Source organism: Aquirufa sp., assembly GCF_044239315.1.
Classification (GTDB): domain Bacteria; phylum Bacteroidota; class Bacteroidia; order Cytophagales; family Spirosomataceae; genus Aquirufa.
In genome coordinates this window covers 17,605-40,647 of record NZ_JBIIBQ010000020.1, presented here as the reverse complement: position 1 = coordinate 40,647, position 23,043 = coordinate 17,605, and the positions used below count along the sequence as shown (strand labels likewise).

Genomic DNA, 23,043 nt, shown 5'->3' with positions numbered 1-23,043 from the left:
GGATAGATTGTCGATGGGCTCATAAATTTCAATTCATATGAAATCTTACAAACTGATTGTATCAACAATTATCGTCCATTTGCTTTTTAGCGTGTTTACCTGGGCACAAAAAACTAATCCGGATAGTTTGGTTATTGGAACCGCTGATAGACATAAACAAATGATGGATATTTTATTTACCCCAACCAAGGTGCCTATAAAGAAAATAGGAATCCTTCTATACGATGGATACAACACTTTAGATGCCATGGGTCCTTACCATACGCTCGCTGAGATTATGGGTGCGAAAACCTATTTTATTGCCAAAAAACGAGGAGTTGTTAAAAACCAACGAGGTTTAGAAGTGAAAGTCGACAGTTCTTTTGATGATGTCTCTTCTCTGGATATTTTGGTTATTCCAGGCGGAGCTGGCGAAACGTTTATGCAAACGCAAGATACTACGACACTAAATTGGATTAGAAAGATTGATAAGACAACGAAATATACAGCTAGCGTATGTACGGGGTCTTGGATTTTAGGAGCAACAGGTTTATTGAAGGGGAAAAATGCATCTTCTAATTGGTATCGTGCTGAGGAAGTCATGAAAATGTATGGAGCAAATTACAAGGAGGGTCGTTGGGTACAAGACGGCAAGTATTGGACTTCGGCCGGTGTTTCGGCTGGCATCGATATGTCTTTGGCCATTATTGATGATCTTTTAGGTAGAAAATATACGGAAGCAGTAATGTTGGATCTTGAATATGATCCAAAGCCTCCCTATGACGCAGGCGTCCCGAAGAAATCCGATCCGCTCGTGGCTGATATGATGAAGGAAATGTATGATATGTTGTTATTGCCGTTGATTCAAGGGGAGCAAAAGAAACGAATCAAGTAGTAAAATTAGTCGGGAAAATGCAATAGCTACGATTTTCAATCCATTTCAGCTATTTGTTATTAGTCCCTTCTTATCTTTATGGCCATGAGAAAAATCATGCTGTTCTGGGTTCTTTGTTTCTTCGCTTTCTTCTCGAACGCGCAGCAAATCTCTTTTCAGCAGATTACGAATCCCCCCGTGGCAGGTTTGAAAAATCCGTGGGCTGGAGGATTTAATTCCGTGCAGTTTTTCCTAATTGACCTCGATGGTGATAAGAAAGAGGACTTGGTCGTTTTCGATCGCAGTGCCCAGCATGTGAAGACTTTTCTGCGAAATGCTTCAGGGGGGTATGCTTATGCTCCTGAATTTCAGACGCGTTTTCCTTTGATTGAAAATTGGATGAATTTGGTGGACTATGATGGTGATGGGGATAAAGATCTTTTTACCTCCAGCTCTGGTGGAATTCAAGTATATCCTAATCTGAATAATAATTTTCCTAAATCGCTTGGGAATCTTAAATCGACGGGCCTCAATGGCCTAATTAACATCTTTGTCAGCGCCTCCGATATTCCGGCCATTGTGGATGTGGATGGAGATGGAGATGTGGATGTGTTGTCCTTTGAAACCGCAGGACACTTTATCACGTATTATGAGAATATAGGGGACCTGAAGTTTACTACGAAGTCCATGAATTGGGGCAATTTCTATTTGAATGAGTGTGATGATATTACTTTTGGTCTGGTGCCGGAATTGATAAAGCAAACGCAATCCACTACAGCCGTTCAGCATTTAGGAAATACATTGGCGCTTTGGGATCCAGATAAGAATGGGGTTTCTGACCTAATTATTGGTCATGTGGGTTGTCCTAGCTTCTTGTTTATGCGCAATGAAGGTACGCGCTCGAAGCCTTTATTTCGTGGGGCTGATAAGAATTTTCCAGCGGGAGCGCCGCATGTGGTTCCCTCCTTGGCGAGTGCCTCTCCGTTGGATTTGGATGGAGATGGAGCTTTGGATGTAATTACCTCGTCGAATTTACCGGATGTGAATTCCTCTTTGACTACCGCCTCTTATTATCGTTCGGAGAATGGCAAGCTAGTATTAAAAACCAACGCTTTTCTACAAGAGGAGATGATCGATGTGGGAGATTTTGCCTCGCCTGTTTTCTTCGATGTGGAAGGCGATGGCGATCTGGATTTGCTAATTGGGAGCAGCACAGTCACTTTGTATGAAAATTTGAACGGCACGCTGACCTTGAAATCACGCGATTTTTATCCTATCACAGGTGTGACAAACATACAATTGCAGGCTTTAAGTGGCCGATTGATGATGTACTACATGAAAGGGAGCGTTGCGAATTACCGCGAATATGTGGCTGGCCAGCTAAGTGCTGAAAAAGCCTTGCCTGTGGTAACCCTTCGAGAAACTCCGCGTTTGTTCGATGTAAATCAGGACGGTTCGCTTGAGTTAGTTGTGTTGGATTATTTAGGCGGAACTCGGGTGTATGATTGGTCGAATTTGACCAAACCTTACCAGCGTTTGGAAACCCTATTTAGAGGTATCGCCTACGCGGATATCACGGGCGATGGAAATTTTGAGCAAATTACCTTAGACGCTTACGGAAATGTATATGTCTCTGGTTTAGGTCTAGAGGTGTCGCGTTTACCTTTCAATTTTGGCCAAAATGCCCAAATTTCCACCGCCGATTTTAATAAAGACGGCAAGATGGATATCGTCATCGGCCTAGCTTCCGGGGGTGTTCAATTACTACAAAATACTAGCGAAATTATTGTTCCTTCAGAGGAAATGTATGTTTGGCCTAATCCAGCGTCAACAGCAGTTAACATACGGGTAAAGTCGGCAGGAAATCTTCAATGGTTTGATCTATCAGGACGTTCTTTAGGGGCTACTTTAGCGGTAACAGCTGGAGAAACGCTTCGGATTCCTGCACCGCTTCCAGGCGCTGGGAGCTACATTTTGCGCTACGAATCAGCCACTGGGGCGGTAGCAAAAAAGGTGCTCATACTACCTTAAATGAAACAATTTCAGCCATTTCGGTGTTTAGCAAAAATGAAACAAACCCTCGTACTTCTACTATTCTCTTTTTCTGTTTTTGCCCAAAACTCAGGTCGAATTTCCGGAAAGATTGTCGATCAGCTGACACAAAAGCCTATTTCTGGTGTTTCTGTTACGCTGGACGGATCTACAAAAGGGGTAAATGCTGATGAAAAAGGTGCATTCCGTTTAACTGGTTTGGCCCTAAAAACGTACAACATTTCTTTCTCTGCGGTAGGATATGAGAAGTACACGGCCTTTAACGTGATCATCAACGCAGGAAATGAGATTTATTTGAATATCGAATTATTGCCCTCTAATCAACAATTAACAGAAGTAGTTGTTACCCAAAACCGCCGCACCGCTAAAGCCGCGACACTAGAATCCCCCCTCAGCGTACAGCGTCTAACATCTGAGGAAATCAAGAGTAATCCTGGCGGGAATTTTGACGTTAGTAAAGTCATCCAAACCCTTCCCGGCGTAGGCGGCGGTCCACAAGGGGGAGGCTTCAGAAATGATATTATTATTCGTGGTGGAGGTCCTAATGAAAACGTCTATTACCTAGACGGCATTGAAATTCCAGTATTAAATCACTTCCAAACCCAAGGCAGCAGCGGAGGCCCGCAAGGTATTCTTAATGTGTCCTTCATTGAAGATGTAAAACTTAGCTCATCTGCTTTTGATGCCCGCTATGATAATGCGTTAAGTTCTGTTTTTCAATTCAAACAACGCACCGGTAATCCCAATAAATTTCAAGGTAATGCCCGTTTAAGTGCCACCGAATTCGCCTTAACCACCGAAGGCCCTTTGTCAAAATCAGGCAAAACCACTTTTTTAGCTTCCGTTCGCCGCTCCTATTTGCAATTCCTTTTCCAAGCATTGGATATTCCAATTCGCCCTAACTTCTGGGATGGCCAGTTTAAAATTACGAAGCAGATTAACTCGACTACGACACTTTCGTTGATGGGATTGGGGGCGATTGATGAGTTTTCTTTTGGGACCCTAAAAGAATCGACACCGGAAAAATTGTACATCTATAATTCGAATCCACTGATTAATCAATGGAACTATACGGTAGGCTTATCGCTAAAAAAATTGCTCGATAATGGATATGTAAATATTGCGCTCTCTAGAAATGCTTTTGATAATAACATCAAGCGCTATGAGGACAATATAAAGAAAGATCCAACTGAAGTAAACTTCGATTATTTATCTCGGGAAACAGAAAATAAGTTGCGAGTGGATGTGAATAAAAATACCAATGGTTGGAAGATTAATTACGGACTTTCGGCTCAATTCGTGGAATATGCGAATAGTACGTACCAGGTGTTGAATAATGCCGCCTCTAACCCTGCCATTCGCCTATCGAGCCCGATTGCCACTATATCCTATTTTAGTCCTTTGAATTCACTTTGGAAATACGGGGCATTTGCACAAGTTTCGAGGACGTTTTTGGATGCCAAATTAGGTCTAAGTGCCGGCCTTCGCACCGACATGAATAGTTTCACCACCACAGGCCTAGATCCTTTAGAAACGCTTTCACCTCGCATTTCCGCTAGCTACGTATTGTCTGATAAATGGACAGCAAATGCGTCAGTAGGTCGCTACTTCAAATTAGCGCCGTACACTATTTTAGGGTACGCTACGCGTCCTCCATTGAATACATCGTACCTCAGCAACAGCTTTTTTGCCCTTCCTCCCTCTCCTGTGCTAGTCAACCAAGATGCGAAATACCAGCAAAGTGATCATTACGTGGCAGGCCTAGAGTACTTACAAGATGAATCTTTGCGATTTACTTTAGAGGGGTTTGTAAAGGATTATGCGAACGTGCCTATCTCGAATCGCAATGGGATCTCTTTAGCAAACTTAGGAGGTGATTTCAATATACTGGGAAATGAGGATGTGACCACAACAGGTAAGGGTCGTGCTTATGGTTTGGAGTTTTTCGCCCAAAAGAAACTAACCGACAAATTCTTCGGTATCCTATCCTACACCTATTACCGCAGCATGTTTAGTGGTTTTGATGGCAATTTAATTGCCTCTAGCTGGGATAATCGCCACCTCTTAAGTGTGACTTGGGGATATAAATTCCCACGCAATTGGGAGTTAGGCCTTCGTTTCCGTTACCAAGGAGGTGCACCTTATTCACCTTATGATGATGTAACTTCAAAAGCGACTTACTTAACCTTAGGCCAAGGCACGTTCGATTATTCTCGTCTTAACTCTCAACGCCTACCTAGCTTCCATTCGAGCGACGTACGTATCGATAAGAAATATAACTTGAAGAAAACGACTATCGATCTTTTCATAGATGTAACGAATTGGTACACCGCTGTCATTCAGGGTGTTCCTACCTACACCTTTAAGCGTTTAGAAGATAATTCAGCTTTTGCGACTACGAATGGATTGCCTATCGCTAAAGATGGGAGCAACGCCATTCCAACTCAATTTTTAAATGATCGCGCACAAGTAACGCCGACGATTGGATTTATTGTGGAGTTTTAAACTTCTGTAAAGCTTTAGCAAATTCCAAAGCATGAGGGCCGTCACCATGGATACACCAGGTGTCGGCTTTTATTTTTTGCACCTGTGTTAAAACTTGCGCAACGTTTTCAAAGCAGGCTCCCGGCTGGCTTCGAGGAGTTAGAGACCCATCGCTTTCATATTTTCGATCCGCAAAAGCTTCCTCTGCTGTTTTTAAACCTAAATTTTTTGCGGCCGCTATGGAGTGACTATTTTTCAGGCCAAACAAAATCAAGCTAGGATCAATATCTTTTACCGCTTTTGCTATGGCTTTCGCCACTACTTCGTTTTTTGCTGACGTATTATACAAGGCTCCGTGAGGCTTTACATGGTTTAATTTTGTCCCAGCCTGTTCTGTTATATTTTTTAGTGTTTCGACCTGTTTCTTGACTAGCAAATAGATTTCCTCTGGACTAAGTTCTATCTCTTTTCTTCCAAAATTCTCTCGATCTAAATAAGATGGATGTACCCCGATCTTTACCTTGTACCGAATACACAAAGCTACCGTTTCACGCATAGTAAACGCGTCTCCGGCATGAAATCCGCAGGCAATATTTGCCTCATCGATGTAGGGCATGAGTTCGGTATCGTTTCCGATTCCTTCGCCAAGGTCGCAGTTTATTTGCATAGGATAGGTAGCTAAAAAAAAGCCTGTGTTTCCACAAGCTCGTTTATTTCAAATTCTGATAGGCCTAGCCTAATATGATATCTTTTCTCATGGGTTGGGTTTTTAATACTGTTAAACCTTCGTTAAAGGTACTCATTAATTTTTCAATTGATTCCGCTAATTCTTATTTTAATTCAACAGAATTTCCAGATAAAAATTTCCCAGAACTGATACGATCTAAGCTAGGGTAATCCTGCACGAAAACTTTATTGAATCCAGATAAGGCATGTTTTGCAATGATGGTTAGTCGAATAAAGGAGGATTCATCTTGCCATGTTTCCTCTAAAGGTTCTGTAGTTCTAATACGGACCGCATGTAAGGAAAATTGATCTGTTTTTCTCTCGCGAGGGACGTAGGCAATAAAATTGTCTTTAAGTTTTATGTCCCGGCCCTGCAAGTTGCTGCCATTAAATGTCCCCACCGGTTTATAGAAGGTGAGTTCGATATGCACATCGAAAATTTCTGAGTTAGTTAAATTAACAAACTTGAAAAGATAGTTTTGTTCCCCATTAAATCGTATTCGACTAATTTGGCTCGAAATGAGAATTTTTGGTTTCTTATTGAGTAAAAAGAAGACTAAAAATAGGTAGGAGGATAGTAGTCCTGCTGCGATACTTAGGATAAAATTCATGGTGGTTATTTTTTCAAAGGTATTCCTAATTTACCTTCATTCAATCAGCCACTTTCATATTATCAACTAATTGATAATCAACAAAAAAGCCGGTATAAAACCGGCTTCCTAATTTTGTTATTCCTGGATAAAAGGATAATTCTCTTCGACATACACATCTTTGTAGGCCTCTGATTTATCTGGGAAAGGAGATGTTTCAGCGAATTCAACGGACTCTTGAACTTGAATCTTGATTTTCGCATCGATCTCGTCTAGTTCTGCTTGAGTTAAGATGTTGTGTGTTAAGATTGTATGCTTAACTTGTTCGATTGGATCGCGGTCTTTGTAAGCCTCTACCTCCTCTTTAGAACGGTATTTTTGAGGATCTGACATGGAGTGACCTCTGTAACGATACGTTCTGAATTCTAAGAAAGTAGGACCTTCGCCTGCACGAGCACGAGCTGCGGCACGAGAAACTGCCTCATGAACTGCTTCTACATTCATCGCGTCTACTGGCTCAGATGGCATATCGTAAGCTTCTCCAATGGTATATAATTCGGTTACATTGGACGTACGTTCTACGGATGTACCCATCGCGTATCCGTTGTTTTCTACCACAAAAATGGCAGGTAATTTCCAAAGCATCGCCATGTTAAATGCTTCGTGTAAAGCACCTTGACGAACTGCACCATCACCAAAATAGGTGATAGACACATTACCTGTTTTTTTGTATTTCTCTGCGAAAGCAAGACCAGCGCCTAATGGGATTTGAGCCCCTACGATACCGTGACCTCCTACGAAACCTACTTCCTTATCGAAAATGTGCATCGAGCCACCTTTTCCTTTAGAAGCACCGGTAATTTTACCGTATAATTCCGCCATAATTGCGTTAGGAGAGGTTCCTAAGGCCAAAGGGATACCGTGGTCACGATAAGCTGTGATGTATTTATCGCCTTCCTTTAGGGCAGATTTAGAACCTGAAGAACAAGCTTCTTGTCCAATATATAAGTGACAAAAGCCTTTAATTTTCTGCATTCCGTACAACTGACCGCATTTTTCTTCGAATTTGCGTTGTAATTGCATGGATTCGTACCAATACTTGTAAGTCTCTTTAGAATACTTGGGCGCGTCTGCGTTTTTCTTTGCCATCTTCTTGATAGAATATTTTTAAAGCGGTATGCCGGGTTAATTCCGGCGGTAATCCCTGCAAAATTAGTACAAAATCTTTATTTTTACACGCTTTTAATCGCATTCATACATCCATGCACCTCAAATCTCTTCAGGTCAATCAGTTTAAATCCTATGAGGAGGCTAGATTCAGCTTTATTTCGGAGATTAATTGCATTGTGGGCGAGAATGGTATCGGAAAGACGAATCTGCTAGATGCGATTCACTTTCTGTCCATGACGAAAAGTTCGCGCGGGATCTCTGATCAGCTTTGCGTGAAACATACCCAAGATTTTTTCCGGGTGCAGGGTGATTTTGTGGATGCTCAGGACCGCGAGACACAGATTACCTGTTTGTTTCAGAAGGGGGCCAAAAAGCAATTTCTCCGCGACGACAAACCCTATCCCCGCCTAGCAGACCACATTGGCCACTTCCCAGTCGTATTAATGGATCCACATGACACCGATTTAGTGCGCGAAGGAAGTGAAGAACGACGCCGTTTCTTTGACGGAATGATGTCCCAGCTTGACCGCAATTTCTTGGATCAACTCTTGCGCTACAACCGAATAGTTCAGCAACGCAACGTATTGTTAAAGCAATTCGCCGAGCGCGGCCAGGTTGACCGCCTGCATTTGGACAGTTACCATGCACCCCTAGTTGAATTGGGAGAATCTCTCGCAAAATCCCGCCGGGAATTTTTAGAGGTCTTTTTGCCGAGTTTTAAATTTCATTATGCCAAACTTTCCGACGACCGCGAGGACGTCGATATTCAGCTCGAATCTACCTTCGAAGCAGGGAGCTTTGCCGCGGCGCTGCGCGCCGCGGAACCGCTGGATTTGTCCGCGCAGCGGACATCCATCGGAATTCATCGAGATGAATTTGATTTTAAAATCAATGACTACTCCTTGCGCAAATTTGGCTCCCAAGGCCAACAAAAATCCTTCGTCGTCGCCCTCAAACTAGCCCAGTTCGACTCCCTCGTTGCCGCCAAACCCCGAAAACCACTTCTACTCCTCGACGACATCTTCGATAAACTTGATGACCGTCGCATCCAGCGTTTGGTCCAAATGATGGCCGAAGAACACTTCGGCCAAGTCTTCATTACGGATGCCAGACCTGAAAGGACGAAGAAATTGCTGAAGGATTTAAAGGGGGAGATACATTATATTTCGCTTTAATAGAGTAGAGAGTATAGAGTAGAGAGTAGAGATGAGTCCGGAGGGAGGTAGTCCGAAGGGAATAAGTCCGAAGAAAAATTAGTCCGGAGGTGTTAATCTATAATCTATACTCTTTTATCTCCTTCGGACTCACTGCCTCCGGACTTCCACCCCCCTTGCTCTTCGCGCAGCGATTCCCTATATTTACTGAAACCTATTATCAACCTATGATCTCGATTTTTGCCCAGGCAGAGAAGCACCTGGAAAAAACAGCCATTATTTCGGAAGGCGCAGAATATACCTACACTCAGCTATTAGATGCTTCCAAGGCCTTTGCCTTTACAGTATTAGACGGCAAAAATGACTTAAATGAAGCCCGTGTCGCCTATATGGTGAACCCTGGATTTGATTATGTGCGGGTGCAGTGGGGAATTTGGCGGGCTGGTGGAGTGGCCGTTCCTTTGTGTTTAACATATCCACTGCCTTCTTTACGCTATACAATCGAGAATTCAGGCTCGAGCATCGTGGTCGTTTCCCCGGAATTCGAGGACCTTCTGAAGCCTTTGTGCACGGAACTCAACCTCCGTTTACTGACCACTGACGACTGTCCACTGACTACCGACGACCGTCCACTTCCCACTTTCCCCGCTTCCCGCCGCGCCATGATGCTTTACACCTCAGGAACGACGAATTTGCCTAAAGGAGTAGTGTCCACCCATGCGAATTTGAATGCCCAAATTTCGACTTTGATCGATGCTTGGCGCTGGAGTTCTGCGGATTATTCGATTTGCATTTTGCCCCTCCATCACATCCACGGGGTGATTAATATCGTTTCTTGCTCGCTTTGGGCGGGAGCGACCTGCCAGTTTTTGCCTAGTTTTTCGGCGGAGGCTTTGTTCGATATTTTCAAGGAAGGCAAGCTGAATGTTTTCATGGCTGTGCCTACGATCTATTATAAGTTGATTACGTATTGGGAGTCTTTGGCAGATGTAGACCAAAAAGAGATGACCCGCATCATGTCCAAATTCAGACTCATGATTTCCGGTTCTGCCGCGCTTCCCGTTTCGGTAATGGAGCGCTGGAAGACGATTAGCGAGCACAGTCTTTTGGAACGTTATGGGATGACTGAAATTGGGATGGCACTCAGCAATCCTTACGATGGCCCTCGCGTGCCTGGGCATGTCGGATATCCACTTCCGGGTGTTCAAGTGCGTTTGGCGGATGAGCAAGATAACGTCATTCCGGGTACGGAAATAGGGGAGATCCAGGTTAAAGGAGCGAACGTCTTCTCTGAATACTGGCAAAAACCAGAGTCCACCGCGGAGTCGTTCACGAAGGATGGTTTCTTCAAAACAGGTGACATCGCGACGATGGACGAGCTGGGTGGTTACCGAATTTTGGGCCGAAACTCCGTCGACATCATCAAGTCAGGAGGCTACAAAATTTCTGCTTTGGAAATCGAAGAAGTCCTCCGCACCTACCCAGGAATAGACGATTGCTGCGTCGTAGGAGTAGAAAATGACGAATGGGGCGAGCTAGTAAGTGCGGCCATCGTATGCAAAGATGATTTTGACACGAAAGCATTGAATGCCTGGATGCGCGAACAAATGCCTGCCTATAAAACACCACGCGCTTACCACCGTTTGGCAGAATTGCCTCGCAACGCGATGGGAAAAGTGACGAAAAAAGATGTCGTTAACCTAATCAAAAACTAATATGCTTTTACGCGGAGTTGCTTTATTAGCCGCCTGTTTCGTTGCAGGCCAAATCCTAGGGGAAACCCTCGGTCGTTTCCTGGGAATCCAAGCGAACGTGGGAGGTGTCGGCTTTGCGATGCTTTTCCTGATTTTATCCCAAAACGAGCTCGAAAAACGCGGCCTCTTCCACCTCGAAATGGGCGAAGGAGTTGCCTTTTGGTCTAAAATGTACATCCCCATCATCGTGGCCATGTCTTCCGTCCAAAACGTCCGCGTCGCCTTCTCTAACGGCATGCTCGCTCTTTTGGCTGGCATCATCCCAGTCATTGCCTGCCTCGCCTTGATGCCCTTATTATCTAAACTAGCGCCCAAAGAATAATGGAATACATCATCACCTTTCTCGACAAAAACGGCCTAGTCTTCGCCTTCCTCGTTACAGGAATTATCATGTATTTCTCCGAAGGCATCTCCAAAACCCTCACCCGGGGCAAAATCCCCGGCTCCGCCATCTCCATCTTCATGGGCTTGGTATTAGCCTATTTCGCCGGCCTTGAAACCCTCGGCAAAAAAGGCATCGCCGACCTACCCGGATTCTCCGGTTTTGACCAAATGGGCGGCCCCGTTTTCCGCGACTTCGCCATCGTCTCCACTGCCATGGGCGCCAGCTTTGCCATCATTAAGAAAACAGGTCCTATTGGAGTTTTATCCCTATTTTTAGGCGTTATCATCTCTTTTTTATCCGGTGTAATCATCGCCTATGCTTTAGGAATAACGGACGCCGAAAGCCTCACCACCATCGGCGCCGGCGCTTGCACGTTCGTCGTGGGCCCCGTAACTGGAACTGCCCTAGGCGCGAGCTCAGATATCATCGCGATTAGCATCGCGGCAGGAGTCGTTAAATCCATATTAGTAACCATCGGAACCCCTTTAATTGCACCCTACATTGGCTTGAAGACACCACAATCTGCGATGATTTTTGGCGGATTAATGGGAACCACGAGCGGAACCGCAGCAGGACTCGCAGCCACAGATCCTAAATTAGTGCCGTATGGTGCGATGACAGCTACTTTTTATACGGGGCTGGGTTGTTTACTATGTCCGTCGGTGCTTTATTTCATTATGAGGGCAATCGTTTAAGAGTAGAGAGAGGAGAGTATAGAGTAAAGATGGTGAATGGTAAGTGGTGAATGGTAAATGAGTCCGGAGAGAGGTAGTCTGAAGGGAGGTAGTCTGAAGTCCGAAGGAAAAATCCCTATCTATTATCTCTACTCTTTTCTCTCTACTCTATAATCTATACTCTATACTCTTGACACTTTCTGTCAATACCTGAAAACCCCTCTCAGTACCTTGAAGTTATTTACACATTTGTGCCCTCCTTAGACCCTTTGACTAAATCGCGGAGCGATGACATCATAAATCTAAATCAACCTTTATTCTTTGTGCTTTTTGCTTTGCTCTTTGGAGCTGCGCAGCAGCGACTAACACAAAAAATGGGCGACAGAACCTGCCACCCATTTAATTTACTGACAACCGACTACTGACTACCGGCTACCGTTTACCGTTCGCTACGCGAACTACAAATTTCTCTTCTTCAACTCCTTCACCGCAAAATCAGCTGCACGAGCTGTCATCGCCATATACGTAAGTGATGGATTCACGCAAGAAGCTGATGCCATAACTGCACCATCTGTCATGAATACGTTTTTCACTTCGTGTACTTGGTTGTGACTGTTTACGATTGAGTTCTTCACGGAAGTACCCATACGAGCAGTACCCATTTCGTGGATACCTAGACCGATGTGCGTGCCTTGCTTATTGTAAGCGTTGATGTTTTTGAAACCAGCTGCTTCTAACATAGTCGCTGCCTCGTTCATCATGTCCTCGCGCATTTGTAATTCGTTTTGGCCAAATTCTGCAGAGAATTCCAATACTGGTAAGCCCCACTTATCTTTTTGTGTACCTAGAACGAAACGGTTCTCTGGGTTTGGAAGAATTTCTCCAAAACCACCAAAACCTACCGTCCATTGTCCTGGGTGTGTTAAGCTCTCTTTGAACTCAGCACCGAAGCCATCCGCTCCCACGCCACGTCCCCAACCTTCGCGGCTCGCGCCACCTTGGTATCCGAAACCACGTGAATAAGCACGTTTGTCTTTGCCCCAGTTTTGGAAACGAGGAATATATAAACCATTCGGACGATTTCCGAACATGTAATCTTTCTCAAAACCTTCTACCGTTGCACTAGCACCCGAACCTAAATGGTGGTCCATAATGTTACGACCTAATTGATCTGAATCATTACCTAAACCATTTTGGTAACGGTTAGACTTCGAGTTCATTAAAATGGAAGTAGATTGAATAGCACCTGCGTTAACGAAGATGATTTTTGCAAAATATTCTTTAGACTCCTTCGTATTTTGATCAATTACACGAACCCCTTTTGCCTTTTGCGTTGCCTCATCATAAATGATTTCAGCGGCAATTGCATTGTGGATCATTGTTAAACGATTTGTGCGCATCGCTGCAGGTAAAGTCGCAGATAAAGAGGAGAAATAAGCGCCGTAAGGACAACCACGTGAACATTTGTTACGGTAGTTACATGAAGAGCGGCCTAAGTCTAATTGTTGCTTCGTAGGCTGAGTTAAGTGAGCCACACGACCTACGGTTACTGGTCGACCTAATTTCTTGTTTACTTCATTTTTGAAGTGAACTTCTGGAGCAGTCATCTTCATAGCAGGTAAGAAATCACTATCAGGTAATACGTCTAAGCCTTCAGCTTGACCAGAAATACCTGCAAATTTCTCTACGTAGGAGTACCATGGAGCTAAATCATCATATTTAATCGCCCAAGGGGTACCAATGCCTTCTTTTTCGTTTGCTAAGAAATCCTCGCGGTTCCAACGGTAGGTTTGGCGTCCCCACAAAAGAGATTTACCCCCTGTGTGATAAGCACGAATCCAATCGAAACCACCTTTTTTCTCGATGTATGGATTTTGAGAATCATTCTCAAACATATAGCGAGTTTCCTCATTCGCTGTATAACCCGTACGCATATTTGCCCAATATTCCTCAGCCGCCATATTTGTAGGACGACCACGGTGATTGAACTCCCATGGACTTTTCATGGCTGTTTCATACCCTTCGATATGCTTGATTTCGCGACCACGCTCTAGAACGGCTACTTTTAAGCCTTTTTCTGTTAATTCTTTTGCAGCCCAACCTCCGGAGATACCTGATCCGATGACGATTGCGTCAAATGTTTGGCCTTTTATTGCATCTATATTAAGATTCATTGTCTTCTAAATTTATCAGATTAATACATGAAAGATTTTTGAGTCGGCTTCATATCCGTAATCAACTCATACTTGCCCGGAGTTTGCTCATAAATAAAGGACGCTTCAACTCCTTTTTCGGAAGTATAGTATCCTAATAGCGTTAACTCTTTCATTAATCTCCAGAATGGAACACCATTAGCGCCTTCTAATGTGTCTTTGTCAATATTATCGCCCACTTTGATTTTCTTCTGAGAGAAGTTCTTCATTAAATCTTTCGTGTTGGATTCTAGAAGTTTTAACATGGCTACCTGACCTGCTGCTGATTGTCCTAAGAAATCGGCTTTAATCAGATCATTTGCGCCTTTTAAGAAGCTGTAATGCTCTGGCTTTTTGTAACAATCTTGTAACATCATTTCGATGAAGGAAGGAACACCTGCATCGATAGCACCTGGCGTAGAGGTTCTTGGAAGGATGTGTTCAGCAACAGCTGAGACGATTTTGCGTTGTACATCAGATAAGGTAAAATCAGCTGCAACGATGGAGCTTTTGCCGTTTCTCACATCCATTGCCATTAGCGTAGGAGCTGTGAAAGCACCCCCTAATAACAAGGCGATTTGAGAGATGGCATCTCTTCTTTTCATCATGGTATTTCGTGTTAAATTGTTCTAGGTAATTGCCTAAAATGAGGCAGAAAACAAATTTAATGACATTCTTCATTATTCAAGGGCGAAATGTGATTTTTTTGTTAATTTTCTGTCATGAATAAACGTACCTTCTTAAAAGCCTGCACACTTTTGGGAGCTTCTGCTCCTTGGTTTTCGTATGCCAAAACTCAAACAGTCGAGTCACTTGCTTCAGACGAAGAATTTTGGGAAGGAATTCGAGGCGGATATAAACTCAGCCCTGACTTTATCAATCTAGAAAGTGGGTATTATAATATCACACCGGAGGCAACTTTGGAAAAATACTTTCGACATATCCGCACGGTGAATGCGCAGGGCGCTTACTATATGCGAACGGTGCAATTTGATAATAAAAAACGAATCGCCGCACGCGTCGCCCGCTTAGTCGGTTGCCCAGAGGACACGCTCGTTTTAACGCGAAATACCACCGAATCTTTAGACACTATTATTTCCGGTTTCCCTTGGAAAGCAGGGGATGAGGCCATCTTTGCGATGCAAGATTATGGCGCGATGCAAGACATGTTTAAGCAAGTCGCTCGCCGTCAAGGCATCGTTTTGAAGATCATTTCACTACCTATAAATCCAGCTTCAGATCAAGAAATTGTTGATTTGTATGCCAAAGCCATCACGGATAAAACCAAGCTCATCATGGTCTGCCATATGGTTAACATCACCGGACAAATCAATCCTGTTCGCCAAATCTGCGATATGGCCCACGCCCGCGGCGTAGAAGTGATGGTAGATGGTGCACATGCGGTAGCCCAATTTGAATTCAAAATCTCTGACTTGAATTGTGACTATTATGGGGCGAGTTTGCACAAGTGGTTAGCCGTTCCTTTAGGCGTGGGAATTCTACACGTTCGCAAAGATAAAATAGCTAAGATATGGCCGCTGCTCGCGGATGAAGGAGTACCAGTGACGGATATAGCCCATTTGAATCACGTAGGAACGATTCCCGTTTATACCGATTTAGCAGTGGACGACGCGATTGATTTCTATGAAAAAATAGGTCCTGCTCGCAAGGAAGCGCGTTTGCGTTTCCTGCAAAATTACTGGACAACTAAAGTTCGCCCTCTTCCTCGAGTGCGTTTGCACCATCCAGCGGACCCCACGAAATCCTGTGCGATAGCGAATGTGGGGATTGAAGGAATAAAGCCAGCTCTTTTAGCCGAGCGTTTGATGAAAGAATACAAGATTTTCACGGTGGCCATCGATGGGGGTAATATCCATGGATGTAGAATAACTCCTAACGTCTTTACAACCTTGAAAGAGCTCGACGTATTAGTGAAGGCGATTAGCGAATTAGCAAGCTAACAGGCGATTTGACGAGAATATCTTGATGACTGTCTGTTAGTGTTCCGCTTACGTTGTTAAATTTAAATACCTGTACGCGGTCTTCTTCTTGACTTGCCACTAACACAAACTTACCCGATGGATCGAAGGTGAAGTTGCGGGGAATTTTAGCGACATTTTGGTGGAATACGCGTGTTAATTTCCCATCTGCTTCGATTTTAAAAACGACCACCTGGTTGCTAGAGATTCGGTTCGATGCTAGAAGCCATTTCCCATTCGGAGAAATATGGATATCTGCGGAACCTTTCACTTGAGCTGCGGAGGTATCCGCTGGGATGCTTTGGATTTTCTCTAATTGCGCGCCTTTCACGGCGAATACATCCACATCAGAACTTAATTCATTTAACAAATAAGCGCGATCGCCTTTTGTATTGAAGCGAATGTGGCGAGGTCCGTTGCCGGGGGTGAGGACGATTTCTGAGCCTTTTTCTTCTAAAAGCCCATTTGCCAAAATGGCGTGCGCATAGATCTTATCCGATCCTAGATCTGTCACAAACAAGGTATTCTGATCCGGTGAAAGTGCGACCATGTGGGCGTGGGAGCTGTTTTGGCGGTCTTTATTGATGCTGGAGCCAGAGTAAGCGATATATTGAGCTAAAGGTTTGAGTCTCCCGGAAACTGTTTGAAATACGCTCACACTTCCTCCGGAATAGTTCGCGGTATACAAGGTCTTTGATTTCTCGCGGTATAAAACGTAGCAAGGATGATCTCCACGGCTTAATTCGGTGTTTATAGGCGCATATTTGCCTTCACGTAATTGGAATGACGAAACAATTGCTTTGCCATCGCCTTCCTCTGAAACAGAGAATAATAACTCCCCTGAAATGGCTTGGTAAGAAGCCGCTGGTACGTTTAGGCTATAGCTTTTGGTGGCTTTGCCTGTTTTCACATCCCAGTTAAAGACCTCGATGCCGGGGTTGCCTTTATGTGTATAAGAACCTATAATCAGTTGCGGAAGCAGGAAAATCGTGCTCAATGTCATATCCTAGGTGGGATTAATTTATAAACCACCGGTGTCACGATGCGCGAGAGTAGGGTAGAGCTAATCAGTCCACCTATCATCACGATCGCGAGTGGTGAAATTAACGGGTTAGTCGAAATGGCAATCGGAATTAATCCCCCGATGGCTGTTAATGTCGTTAAAATAATCGGCAAGAACCGCACCTCACCGGCCTCGCGGATGGCTTGTTCCATCGGCATACCTTCGGCTCTCAATTGGTTGGTAAAATCAACTAATAAGATGGTATTTTTTACCTCGATTCCAGCCAGCGCAATCAGACCCACCGTAGCCACAAAGGAAAGCGGAGTTCCGGTGAACCAAAGGGCTAAAAGTGCCCCCACGATGCCTAAAGGAATTACAGAAAGCACAATCAACGTACTTTTAAACGTTCCGAATTCAAGAATAAGTACGGCAATAAAGAAGAAAATGGTCACTAAAATAATGGTCCCAAAACCACTGAAACTCTCATTCGCGCTCTCTACTTCTCCACCCATCTCGAAGTGGTATCCAGCCGGAAGTGCCATCTTTTCGAGGTTTTTTTCCGTCTCAGCAATCACCTCGTTATTTAGGTAACCTTTTTCCACGAAAGAACTCACAGACACTAAGCGATTCTTATTCAAGTGACTGATACTGACCGGCGAGGTCTGAAGTCTCGCGGAGGCCACTTGGCTCAAGGGGATAGCCGTGCCTTGCACGTTATTCACATACAAGTTATCGAATACCTCCAGACTTGGATGTTTCGGATGCGGTTTGGAAACGACTATGGCATATTCTTTTCCCTCTTTGTCTGTCATTTTGCCCAAATCAAATCCAGCCACCACCAAGCGAATCATGCGATCGATACTGACGGTGGGAATACCCAGCATACTCGCTTTTTCCTTGTTGATATCGAACTTGATGTCTGATTTCAGGTTTTTTAAGGGGTTTTTGACGTAAATCGTCCCCTTCGTGTTCTTTAGCATCGTTTCAACGCGGCTGGCGATTTGGCGCAAGGTGTCTACGTTATCGCCTAAAATCCGGACTTCTATGGGAGCGACTACCGGCGGGCCTTGCTCGAAGTTTTTCACCTCGATGGTCGCCGCTGGATAATTCGTATACTTCGTGCGCAGTTTTTCGATCAGGTTTATTTTCTCATCTGCATCTAAATCGTCCTGCAATTGCACAAACAAGTTGCCATAATCGGTTCGGTCGTTCAGCGGAATCGCGTTATAGTAAATACGCGGATTTCCTTTACCTACATTAGCAGACACGTATTTAACCTCTGGAAGCTTGCGCAGGTCGCTTTCGATCAGTTTGGAAACCGAATCCGTATAGGCCAAATTCGACTGCAAGGGGCTGAAAATGTTGACCATAAATTGCGGCTTTTCAGAGGCCGGGAAAAGACTAAATCCGACGATAGGGAAGAGCTGTAAGGAAGCCACAAAAATGGCAATAGCAATCAATAAAGTAGTTTTAGGTCGTTGAATAGCCCAGTCTAATAAGCGGGAATAAGAGCCCGAAATTAGTTTTTTCAACAAGCGCATGAATAGATTTCCTTCCGGATTTCCCTCATGCGACTTTAATACACGGCTTGATAAAAACGGAACCACCGTCAGCGAAACAACTAAGGACGCGACGATGCAGAAGATCACGGCCATAGGTAGACTGCGGATGAATTCGCCAGACGCTTCAGGCAAAAACACCAAAGGTAAAAAGGCAATAATCAAGGTCACCGTACAACCTAAAACGGCCATTCCGATCTGATTCGTGGCTTTCAAGGTCGCATCTAATCGGCTATGCCCTTCTCGCATCCAGCGTTCGATATTCTCTACTACCACAATACTGTCATCCACTAAAAGTCCTAATGCCACCACTAAACCCACAATACTTAATTGGTTTAAGCTGTAACCCATGATGTTCAATAGGATAATCCCGATCGCTAAAGAAAGCGGGATCGAAATCATCACAATGGAAGCTGCGCGCAAACCGAGAGGTAAGAGCGTTAATGCGACTAAGAGAATGGCGATGATAAAGTCCTTCAATAAGCCGCTCAGGCGGGTGTTCACATTTTCGGCTTGATCAAAATTCACGACTAGGTCGATGTTCTTCGGCAAGGTCTTCTTGAATTGTGCGATGACAGGTTCGTAGGTCGCCTGGGTCTTCGCGATGTTTTCGCCGGATTTTTGTGCGGCGGAGATGAACAAGCAGCGATTTTGATTTAGTCGTGTGATGTGATTTTCGGGGGCATAATCAAAATAAACATTTGCCACATCTCTCAGAAACACATTTTTGCCTTGGTAGGAGAATACGATGGTGTTCTTGATCTCCTCGATGTTTTGGTAGTTTCCGGAAGTCAGGATATTATAGGATTTCGTGTTTTCGACGATACTTCCGCCGGGAATATTTGCGATTTCGCTTTGGATGGCTTGCAAAACTCGGTCAGGTGAAACCTGCATCTGAGCCATCTTTTCGATATTTAAATCGATCTTGACTTGTGATTCTGGTAAGCCTGAAATGGTCACCTTTTTCAATGAGGTTACTTTCTCCAAATCTTCTTGCAAGCGCTCTGCGGTATTTTTTAATTGGTCTAAAGACGCATTGTTCGAAATCAGTGCCATCTGCAACACGTTCGTGCCCGATGGAGTGGCTTTTTGGGCCTCTAGTTTGATGACCTCTTTCGGTAATTCGCTTTTGATGCTGTTTAATTCGCGGACGATTTCGGAGTATTTCTCGTCCACGACCACACCATATTTGTAGTAAACCGCGAACACCGCTAAACCATCACTAATCGTGGTATTTATCTTGCGGACATTCTCTAGTTCGTACAGTCTTTTCTCCACCGGTTTCACCACCAGTTCCTCCATGTCATCTGGACTTGTACCCGGATAAACAGCGATAATAGGGAATTGAGGGGCATTCATATCCGGATCTTCGGCGCGAGGCATCGTCATAATCGTCACGATACCCACGACCACGACCATCAGGAACATGGTCAGCGTGAATTGGTAATTCTTTACCGCGTAGTTAGCTATTTTCATGATTAGCGGACGATTTTAATGGCTGAACCGGCGTCTAAATAGGCGTTTCCGCTGGTAATTAAGGACTGCACATCTTCTAAACCGCTAGACACAAATACCTTTCCGTGATCAATACTAGAGATTTGGATTTTCACTTTTTGAGCTGTTTTCCCATCTTTTGTCACGAAAACATAGCCTTCCGTTGCGTTTCCATCTAGAATCGCATCGTACGGAATTACCCAGGATTTGATCTTCTCCCGCGGGCTTATTTTAGCCTTGCCAAAAAGCCCCGCCGCCAGCTGCGCTGTCGGCGCCCCACTGATGCGCAAACTCACCCACAGCGTTCCCGTCACCGGATCCACCCCCTCGGATTTTGCCAGAACGGTGGCACTAAAGGACTTTTCTGCCATAGCATCAATCGTAATCTCAGCCGGATCACCCGCCTGCGTCGCCGCCCAGTCCCGGTCGCTCAAACCCACCTTCAACACCCAATTCCCTTTGTTCGCTCCGTTCAACAAAACGACCGGCGTTCCAGGGCCCACGACCTGACCGTCATTCGCTAATTTCTTCAACACAAAACCTGATTTCAGGGCTCTGATTTCGGCATAATTTTGGTTGAAAGCCCCTGCATTATAGGCTTCCTGTGCGATCTCTAGGCCGGTTTTTGCATTTTGGTATTGCTCTAATGTCGCCACACTGTCTCGGTATAGATTCTTAGCTCGAGCATGATCACGCTTGGCTTTTTCGAGCATGATTTGAGCTTGCTGCACTTGGGCTTTGATTTCGGTGAGATTCAAGCTAGCTAAGAGCTGACCCGCTTTCACGGCATCGCCCTCCTTCACGAAAACGTGTTGGATGACTCCGCCTATTTTGAAACCTAAATAGGTCTCATCTTCCGTTGTGAAAACGCCGGAAGCCTGGATGGGGCGGGAGATGGATTCTTGTTGTAAGGAAATGACCGAAACTGGGATCACGTCGCTAGTCACCGCAGCGGCTTCTTTCTTCTTAGAAGAGCAAGCGGAAACTACCGCGATGAGGGAAAATAGTAGGCAGATCTTTTTCATTAGAGTGGGTAGCTAGCGGCTTCACGCTCGTAAGCGGCAGCGGCGATTAATACGTTGAATTGTTTTAATTGGTAGTTGATGGTGGCATTCATCCATTGATTTCTGGCGTCCACCGTTTCTAAATAGGTACTTACACCTTCCTTGTAACCCTTTTCGATTAGGCGCAGATAAGCGGATGCCGCTTCGAAGGATTTAGTAGAGGCTTGGAAACTCACTAAAGAGGATTGAACATTTTTCTGTGCGATTTCGGTCGCCATCGTGAATTGCTTCGCGCTGAGGTCAAGGGTATTTCTTGCCGAAGCAATATCGAGTTGAGATTGCTTAATCTTGTAGAGGTTCCGTTTTCCTGTGAAGATGGGAATGTCCATTTGTAAGCCTAGGAAATAATAGGCGCTTTTGGCATTAATATCATAAATAGTGGACTGTGAACCTAAGCTTAAGAAACCACTCACTTTAGGTAGGTAAAATGATTCATTCATCTTTAAAACGGTCTCTTGAAGCCCAATGGATTTCGACAATAAGGATAATTCCTCCCGTGCTCCAGGCGTGACATTATAGGCAGCATTCAAGGCCTTTTCCACTTCGAAATCGATGCGGATGTCCGCGCGCAATTCCCGGTTCAAGAGAAAATTAAAGTACATCTGAGCGGCTTGACTTTGCTTCGAAGCGTCGGCCATTTGAGCTTGGATGTTAGCGATTTCACTATCCGAACGGAGTAAATAGGCAGGTAAGCCCTTACCATTTGCGAGCAATTTTTCGTTGACCTTTTTTCCTTCTATGGCTAGATTTAGGGCATTTTCGTAGACTTTTTGAAGACCCAGGCTCAATAAATACTGAAAATAAGCGGTCTTGATCTGCTTGACTAATTCTCTTTTATAAAGAGACGCATCTTCGCGCTGCAGGCTGATGGATTGCTCCTGGATTTGCTTGTTGTAGCTGATGTCTTTGTTATAAAGCGGCATCGAAGTCTGGACTTTCACGTCGTAGAAATCGCGAGGAAAGAAATTGGTTTCTACGTTTGCGATCTGTGGGAAGGCAGTGCTTTTCGTCAAGGCATTCAAAGTCGAATAGACCGGATTTAGTAAATCGCCTACAGGAAAGGCGATGCTACGACCGCCCTGGCCACTTTGGTAACCACCTTGAAAGGCTACAGTGGGTTGGTAGAGGCTTTGGGCTGATTTTAAGGCAATCATCGCCTTTTCTACCTGAATGTTTTTTTGCTGTAGCGTGATGTTCTGCTGGAAGGCCGTGGCGATGTAATCGTCGAGGACGGATTTTTGGCCTAAAACTGGCCAGGCAAGAAGTAATAACAGGTATTTCATTTTAAACTTTTTTCATTGTTTTTAATAACCAATCCAGCGATTCATGCATGGTTTTTTCGACGTCTTCAGCGGGCACTAATTTATCCAAGCGCTGTCTAATCGCGAGAGAAACGAGGCCGTGTACCATACTCCAAACCGCCATCGCCACCGTTTCCACTTTCGCCGGAACTAATAATTCTTTGTCCATCGCATCCTGAACAATCATTTTTAAGGCTTCCAGCGCCTGATCACCACTCGACCAGCCTGCACCCATATCGATTAGCGTGGCCATAGGTGCTTCTTGAATGAACATTAAGTCATAATATTCCGGATTTTCTAGGCCAAAATTCAAGTAATTAATCCCCATCTGGTGGAGGCGTTCGATGGGATCGCTGATTAATCCTAGAGCGATATTATGCTCCAGCATTTTCTTAAATCCTGACTCGCAGCAATAAAACAGGATCTCATTTTTGTCCTTAAAATACAGATAGAGCGTCGTGGGGCTATATTGAATTCGTTCGGCGATCTTGCGAACGGATACTTTACTGAAGCCTTCTTCCACGAATAATTTCATCGATTCCTCTAGTATCAAGGACCGAATCTCCTGCTTCTGCTTCTCTTTTCTGGCGACTATGCTCATATTTTTAA

Annotated in this window: 18 protein-coding genes; 8 read left to right on the top strand and 10 right to left on the bottom strand. The window is 44.5% G+C overall.

Translation table 11 applies throughout. The features are described 5' to 3' along the window. The first annotated feature begins 37 nt into the window (after positions 1–37). From ACILP5_RS08350 to ACILP5_RS08340, 3 genes are all read left to right on the top strand, one after another. On the top strand, positions 38–874 hold the full coding sequence (locus ACILP5_RS08350) for a DJ-1/PfpI family protein (protein ID WP_395618204.1): 837 nt from the start codon (positions 38–40) through the stop codon (positions 872–874). A gap of 84 nt (positions 875–958) precedes the next feature. Continuing rightward, positions 959–2,884: an FG-GAP-like repeat-containing protein gene (locus tag ACILP5_RS08345; protein WP_395618203.1), complete on the top strand. Its 1,926-nt coding sequence runs from the start codon at positions 959–961 to the stop codon at positions 2,882–2,884. A 36-nt stretch (positions 2,885–2,920) separates the two neighbouring features. Next, positions 2,921–5,410 (top strand): carboxypeptidase-like regulatory domain-containing protein, encoded by a 2,490-nt coding sequence (locus tag ACILP5_RS08340; RefSeq protein ID WP_395618202.1) that lies wholly within the window; start codon positions 2,921–2,923, stop codon positions 5,408–5,410. Here ACILP5_RS08340 and ACILP5_RS08335 read toward each other — a convergent pair. From ACILP5_RS08335 to pdhA, 3 genes are all read right to left on the bottom strand, one after another. Then, positions 5,394–6,056 (bottom strand): 5-oxoprolinase subunit PxpA, encoded by a 663-nt coding sequence (locus tag ACILP5_RS08335; protein ID WP_395618201.1) that lies wholly within the window; start codon positions 6,054–6,056, stop codon positions 5,394–5,396. The two genes, ACILP5_RS08340 and ACILP5_RS08335, sit on opposite strands and share 17 nt — an antisense overlap. Positions 6,057–6,219: 163 nt before the next feature. Next, complete coding sequence (locus ACILP5_RS08330; protein WP_395618200.1) at positions 6,220–6,726, bottom strand: hypothetical protein; 507 nt, start codon at positions 6,724–6,726, stop codon at positions 6,220–6,222. Positions 6,727–6,843: 117 nt separating this feature from the next. Next, complete coding sequence (pdhA, locus tag ACILP5_RS08325; RefSeq protein WP_395618199.1) at positions 6,844–7,854, bottom strand: pyruvate dehydrogenase (acetyl-transferring) E1 component subunit alpha; 1,011 nt, start codon at positions 7,852–7,854, stop codon at positions 6,844–6,846. A gap of 113 nt (positions 7,855–7,967) precedes the next feature. On the opposite strand from pdhA, the gene recF reads away from it, so the two are divergent. From recF to madM, 4 genes are all read left to right on the top strand, one after another. Further along, on the top strand, positions 7,968–9,050 hold the full coding sequence (gene recF / locus ACILP5_RS08320; protein ID WP_395618198.1) for a DNA replication/repair protein RecF: 1,083 nt from the start codon (positions 7,968–7,970) through the stop codon (positions 9,048–9,050). Between the two features lie 206 nt (positions 9,051–9,256). Further along, positions 9,257–10,744: an acyl-CoA synthetase gene (locus ACILP5_RS08315; RefSeq protein WP_395618197.1), complete on the top strand. Its 1,488-nt coding sequence runs from the start codon at positions 9,257–9,259 to the stop codon at positions 10,742–10,744. Position 10,745: 1 nt separating this feature from the next. Beyond that, the gene (gene madL / locus ACILP5_RS08310) at positions 10,746–11,105 is read left to right on the top strand and encodes a malonate transporter subunit MadL (protein ID WP_395618196.1); all 360 of its coding nucleotides are present in this window, start codon (positions 10,746–10,748) and stop codon (positions 11,103–11,105) included. After that, on the top strand, positions 11,105–11,863 hold the full coding sequence (gene madM, locus ACILP5_RS08305) for a malonate transporter subunit MadM (protein WP_395618195.1): 759 nt from the start codon (positions 11,105–11,107) through the stop codon (positions 11,861–11,863). Before madL ends, madM begins: the two co-directional genes overlap by 1 nt. A 437-nt stretch (positions 11,864–12,300) precedes the next feature. On the opposite strand, the gene ACILP5_RS08300 is transcribed toward madM, so the two are convergent. Together ACILP5_RS08300 and ACILP5_RS08295 are read right to left on the bottom strand one after the other, a co-directional pair. Next, on the bottom strand, positions 12,301–14,016 hold the full coding sequence (locus tag ACILP5_RS08300; RefSeq protein ID WP_395618194.1) for an FAD-dependent oxidoreductase: 1,716 nt from the start codon (positions 14,014–14,016) through the stop codon (positions 12,301–12,303). 20 nt (positions 14,017–14,036) lie between these two features. Continuing rightward, positions 14,037–14,642, bottom strand: coding sequence for a gluconate 2-dehydrogenase subunit 3 family protein (locus tag ACILP5_RS08295; protein WP_395618193.1), 606 nt, complete (start codon positions 14,640–14,642; stop codon positions 14,037–14,039). A gap of 114 nt (positions 14,643–14,756) precedes the next feature. Here ACILP5_RS08295 and ACILP5_RS08290 point away from each other — a divergent pair, with 114 nt between their 5' ends. Next, positions 14,757–15,995 (top strand): aminotransferase class V-fold PLP-dependent enzyme, encoded by a 1,239-nt coding sequence (locus ACILP5_RS08290; RefSeq protein ID WP_395618192.1) that lies wholly within the window; start codon positions 14,757–14,759, stop codon positions 15,993–15,995. On the opposite strand, the gene ACILP5_RS08285 is transcribed toward ACILP5_RS08290, so the two are convergent. From ACILP5_RS08285 to ACILP5_RS08265, 5 genes are read right to left on the bottom strand one after another with little or no spacing between them, the layout of a single operon-like run. Then, positions 15,976–17,016 (bottom strand): lactonase family protein, encoded by a 1,041-nt coding sequence (locus tag ACILP5_RS08285; RefSeq protein WP_395618191.1) that lies wholly within the window; start codon positions 17,014–17,016, stop codon positions 15,976–15,978. The two genes, ACILP5_RS08290 and ACILP5_RS08285, sit on opposite strands and share 20 nt — an antisense overlap. Further along, positions 17,013–20,051: an efflux RND transporter permease subunit gene (locus ACILP5_RS08280; protein ID WP_395618190.1), complete on the bottom strand. Its 3,039-nt coding sequence runs from the start codon at positions 20,049–20,051 to the stop codon at positions 17,013–17,015. The genes ACILP5_RS08285 and ACILP5_RS08280 overlap by 4 nt, the downstream gene beginning before the upstream one ends. A 2-nt stretch (positions 20,052–20,053) precedes the next feature. Continuing rightward, the gene (locus ACILP5_RS08275; protein ID WP_395618189.1) at positions 20,054–21,094 is read right to left on the bottom strand and encodes an efflux RND transporter periplasmic adaptor subunit; all 1,041 of its coding nucleotides are present in this window, start codon (positions 21,092–21,094) and stop codon (positions 20,054–20,056) included. Further along, positions 21,094–22,416 carry a TolC family protein gene (locus tag ACILP5_RS08270; RefSeq protein ID WP_395618188.1) on the bottom strand — a complete coding sequence of 441 codons (1,323 nt, stop codon included), beginning with the start codon at positions 22,414–22,416 and terminating at the stop codon, positions 21,094–21,096. The genes ACILP5_RS08275 and ACILP5_RS08270 overlap by 1 nt, the downstream gene beginning before the upstream one ends. A 1-nt stretch (position 22,417) precedes the next feature. Further along, entirely contained in the window at positions 22,418–23,035 is a 618-nt protein-coding gene (locus ACILP5_RS08265) for a TetR/AcrR family transcriptional regulator (RefSeq protein WP_395618187.1), read from the bottom strand. Positions 23,036–23,043 lie beyond the last annotated feature (8 nt).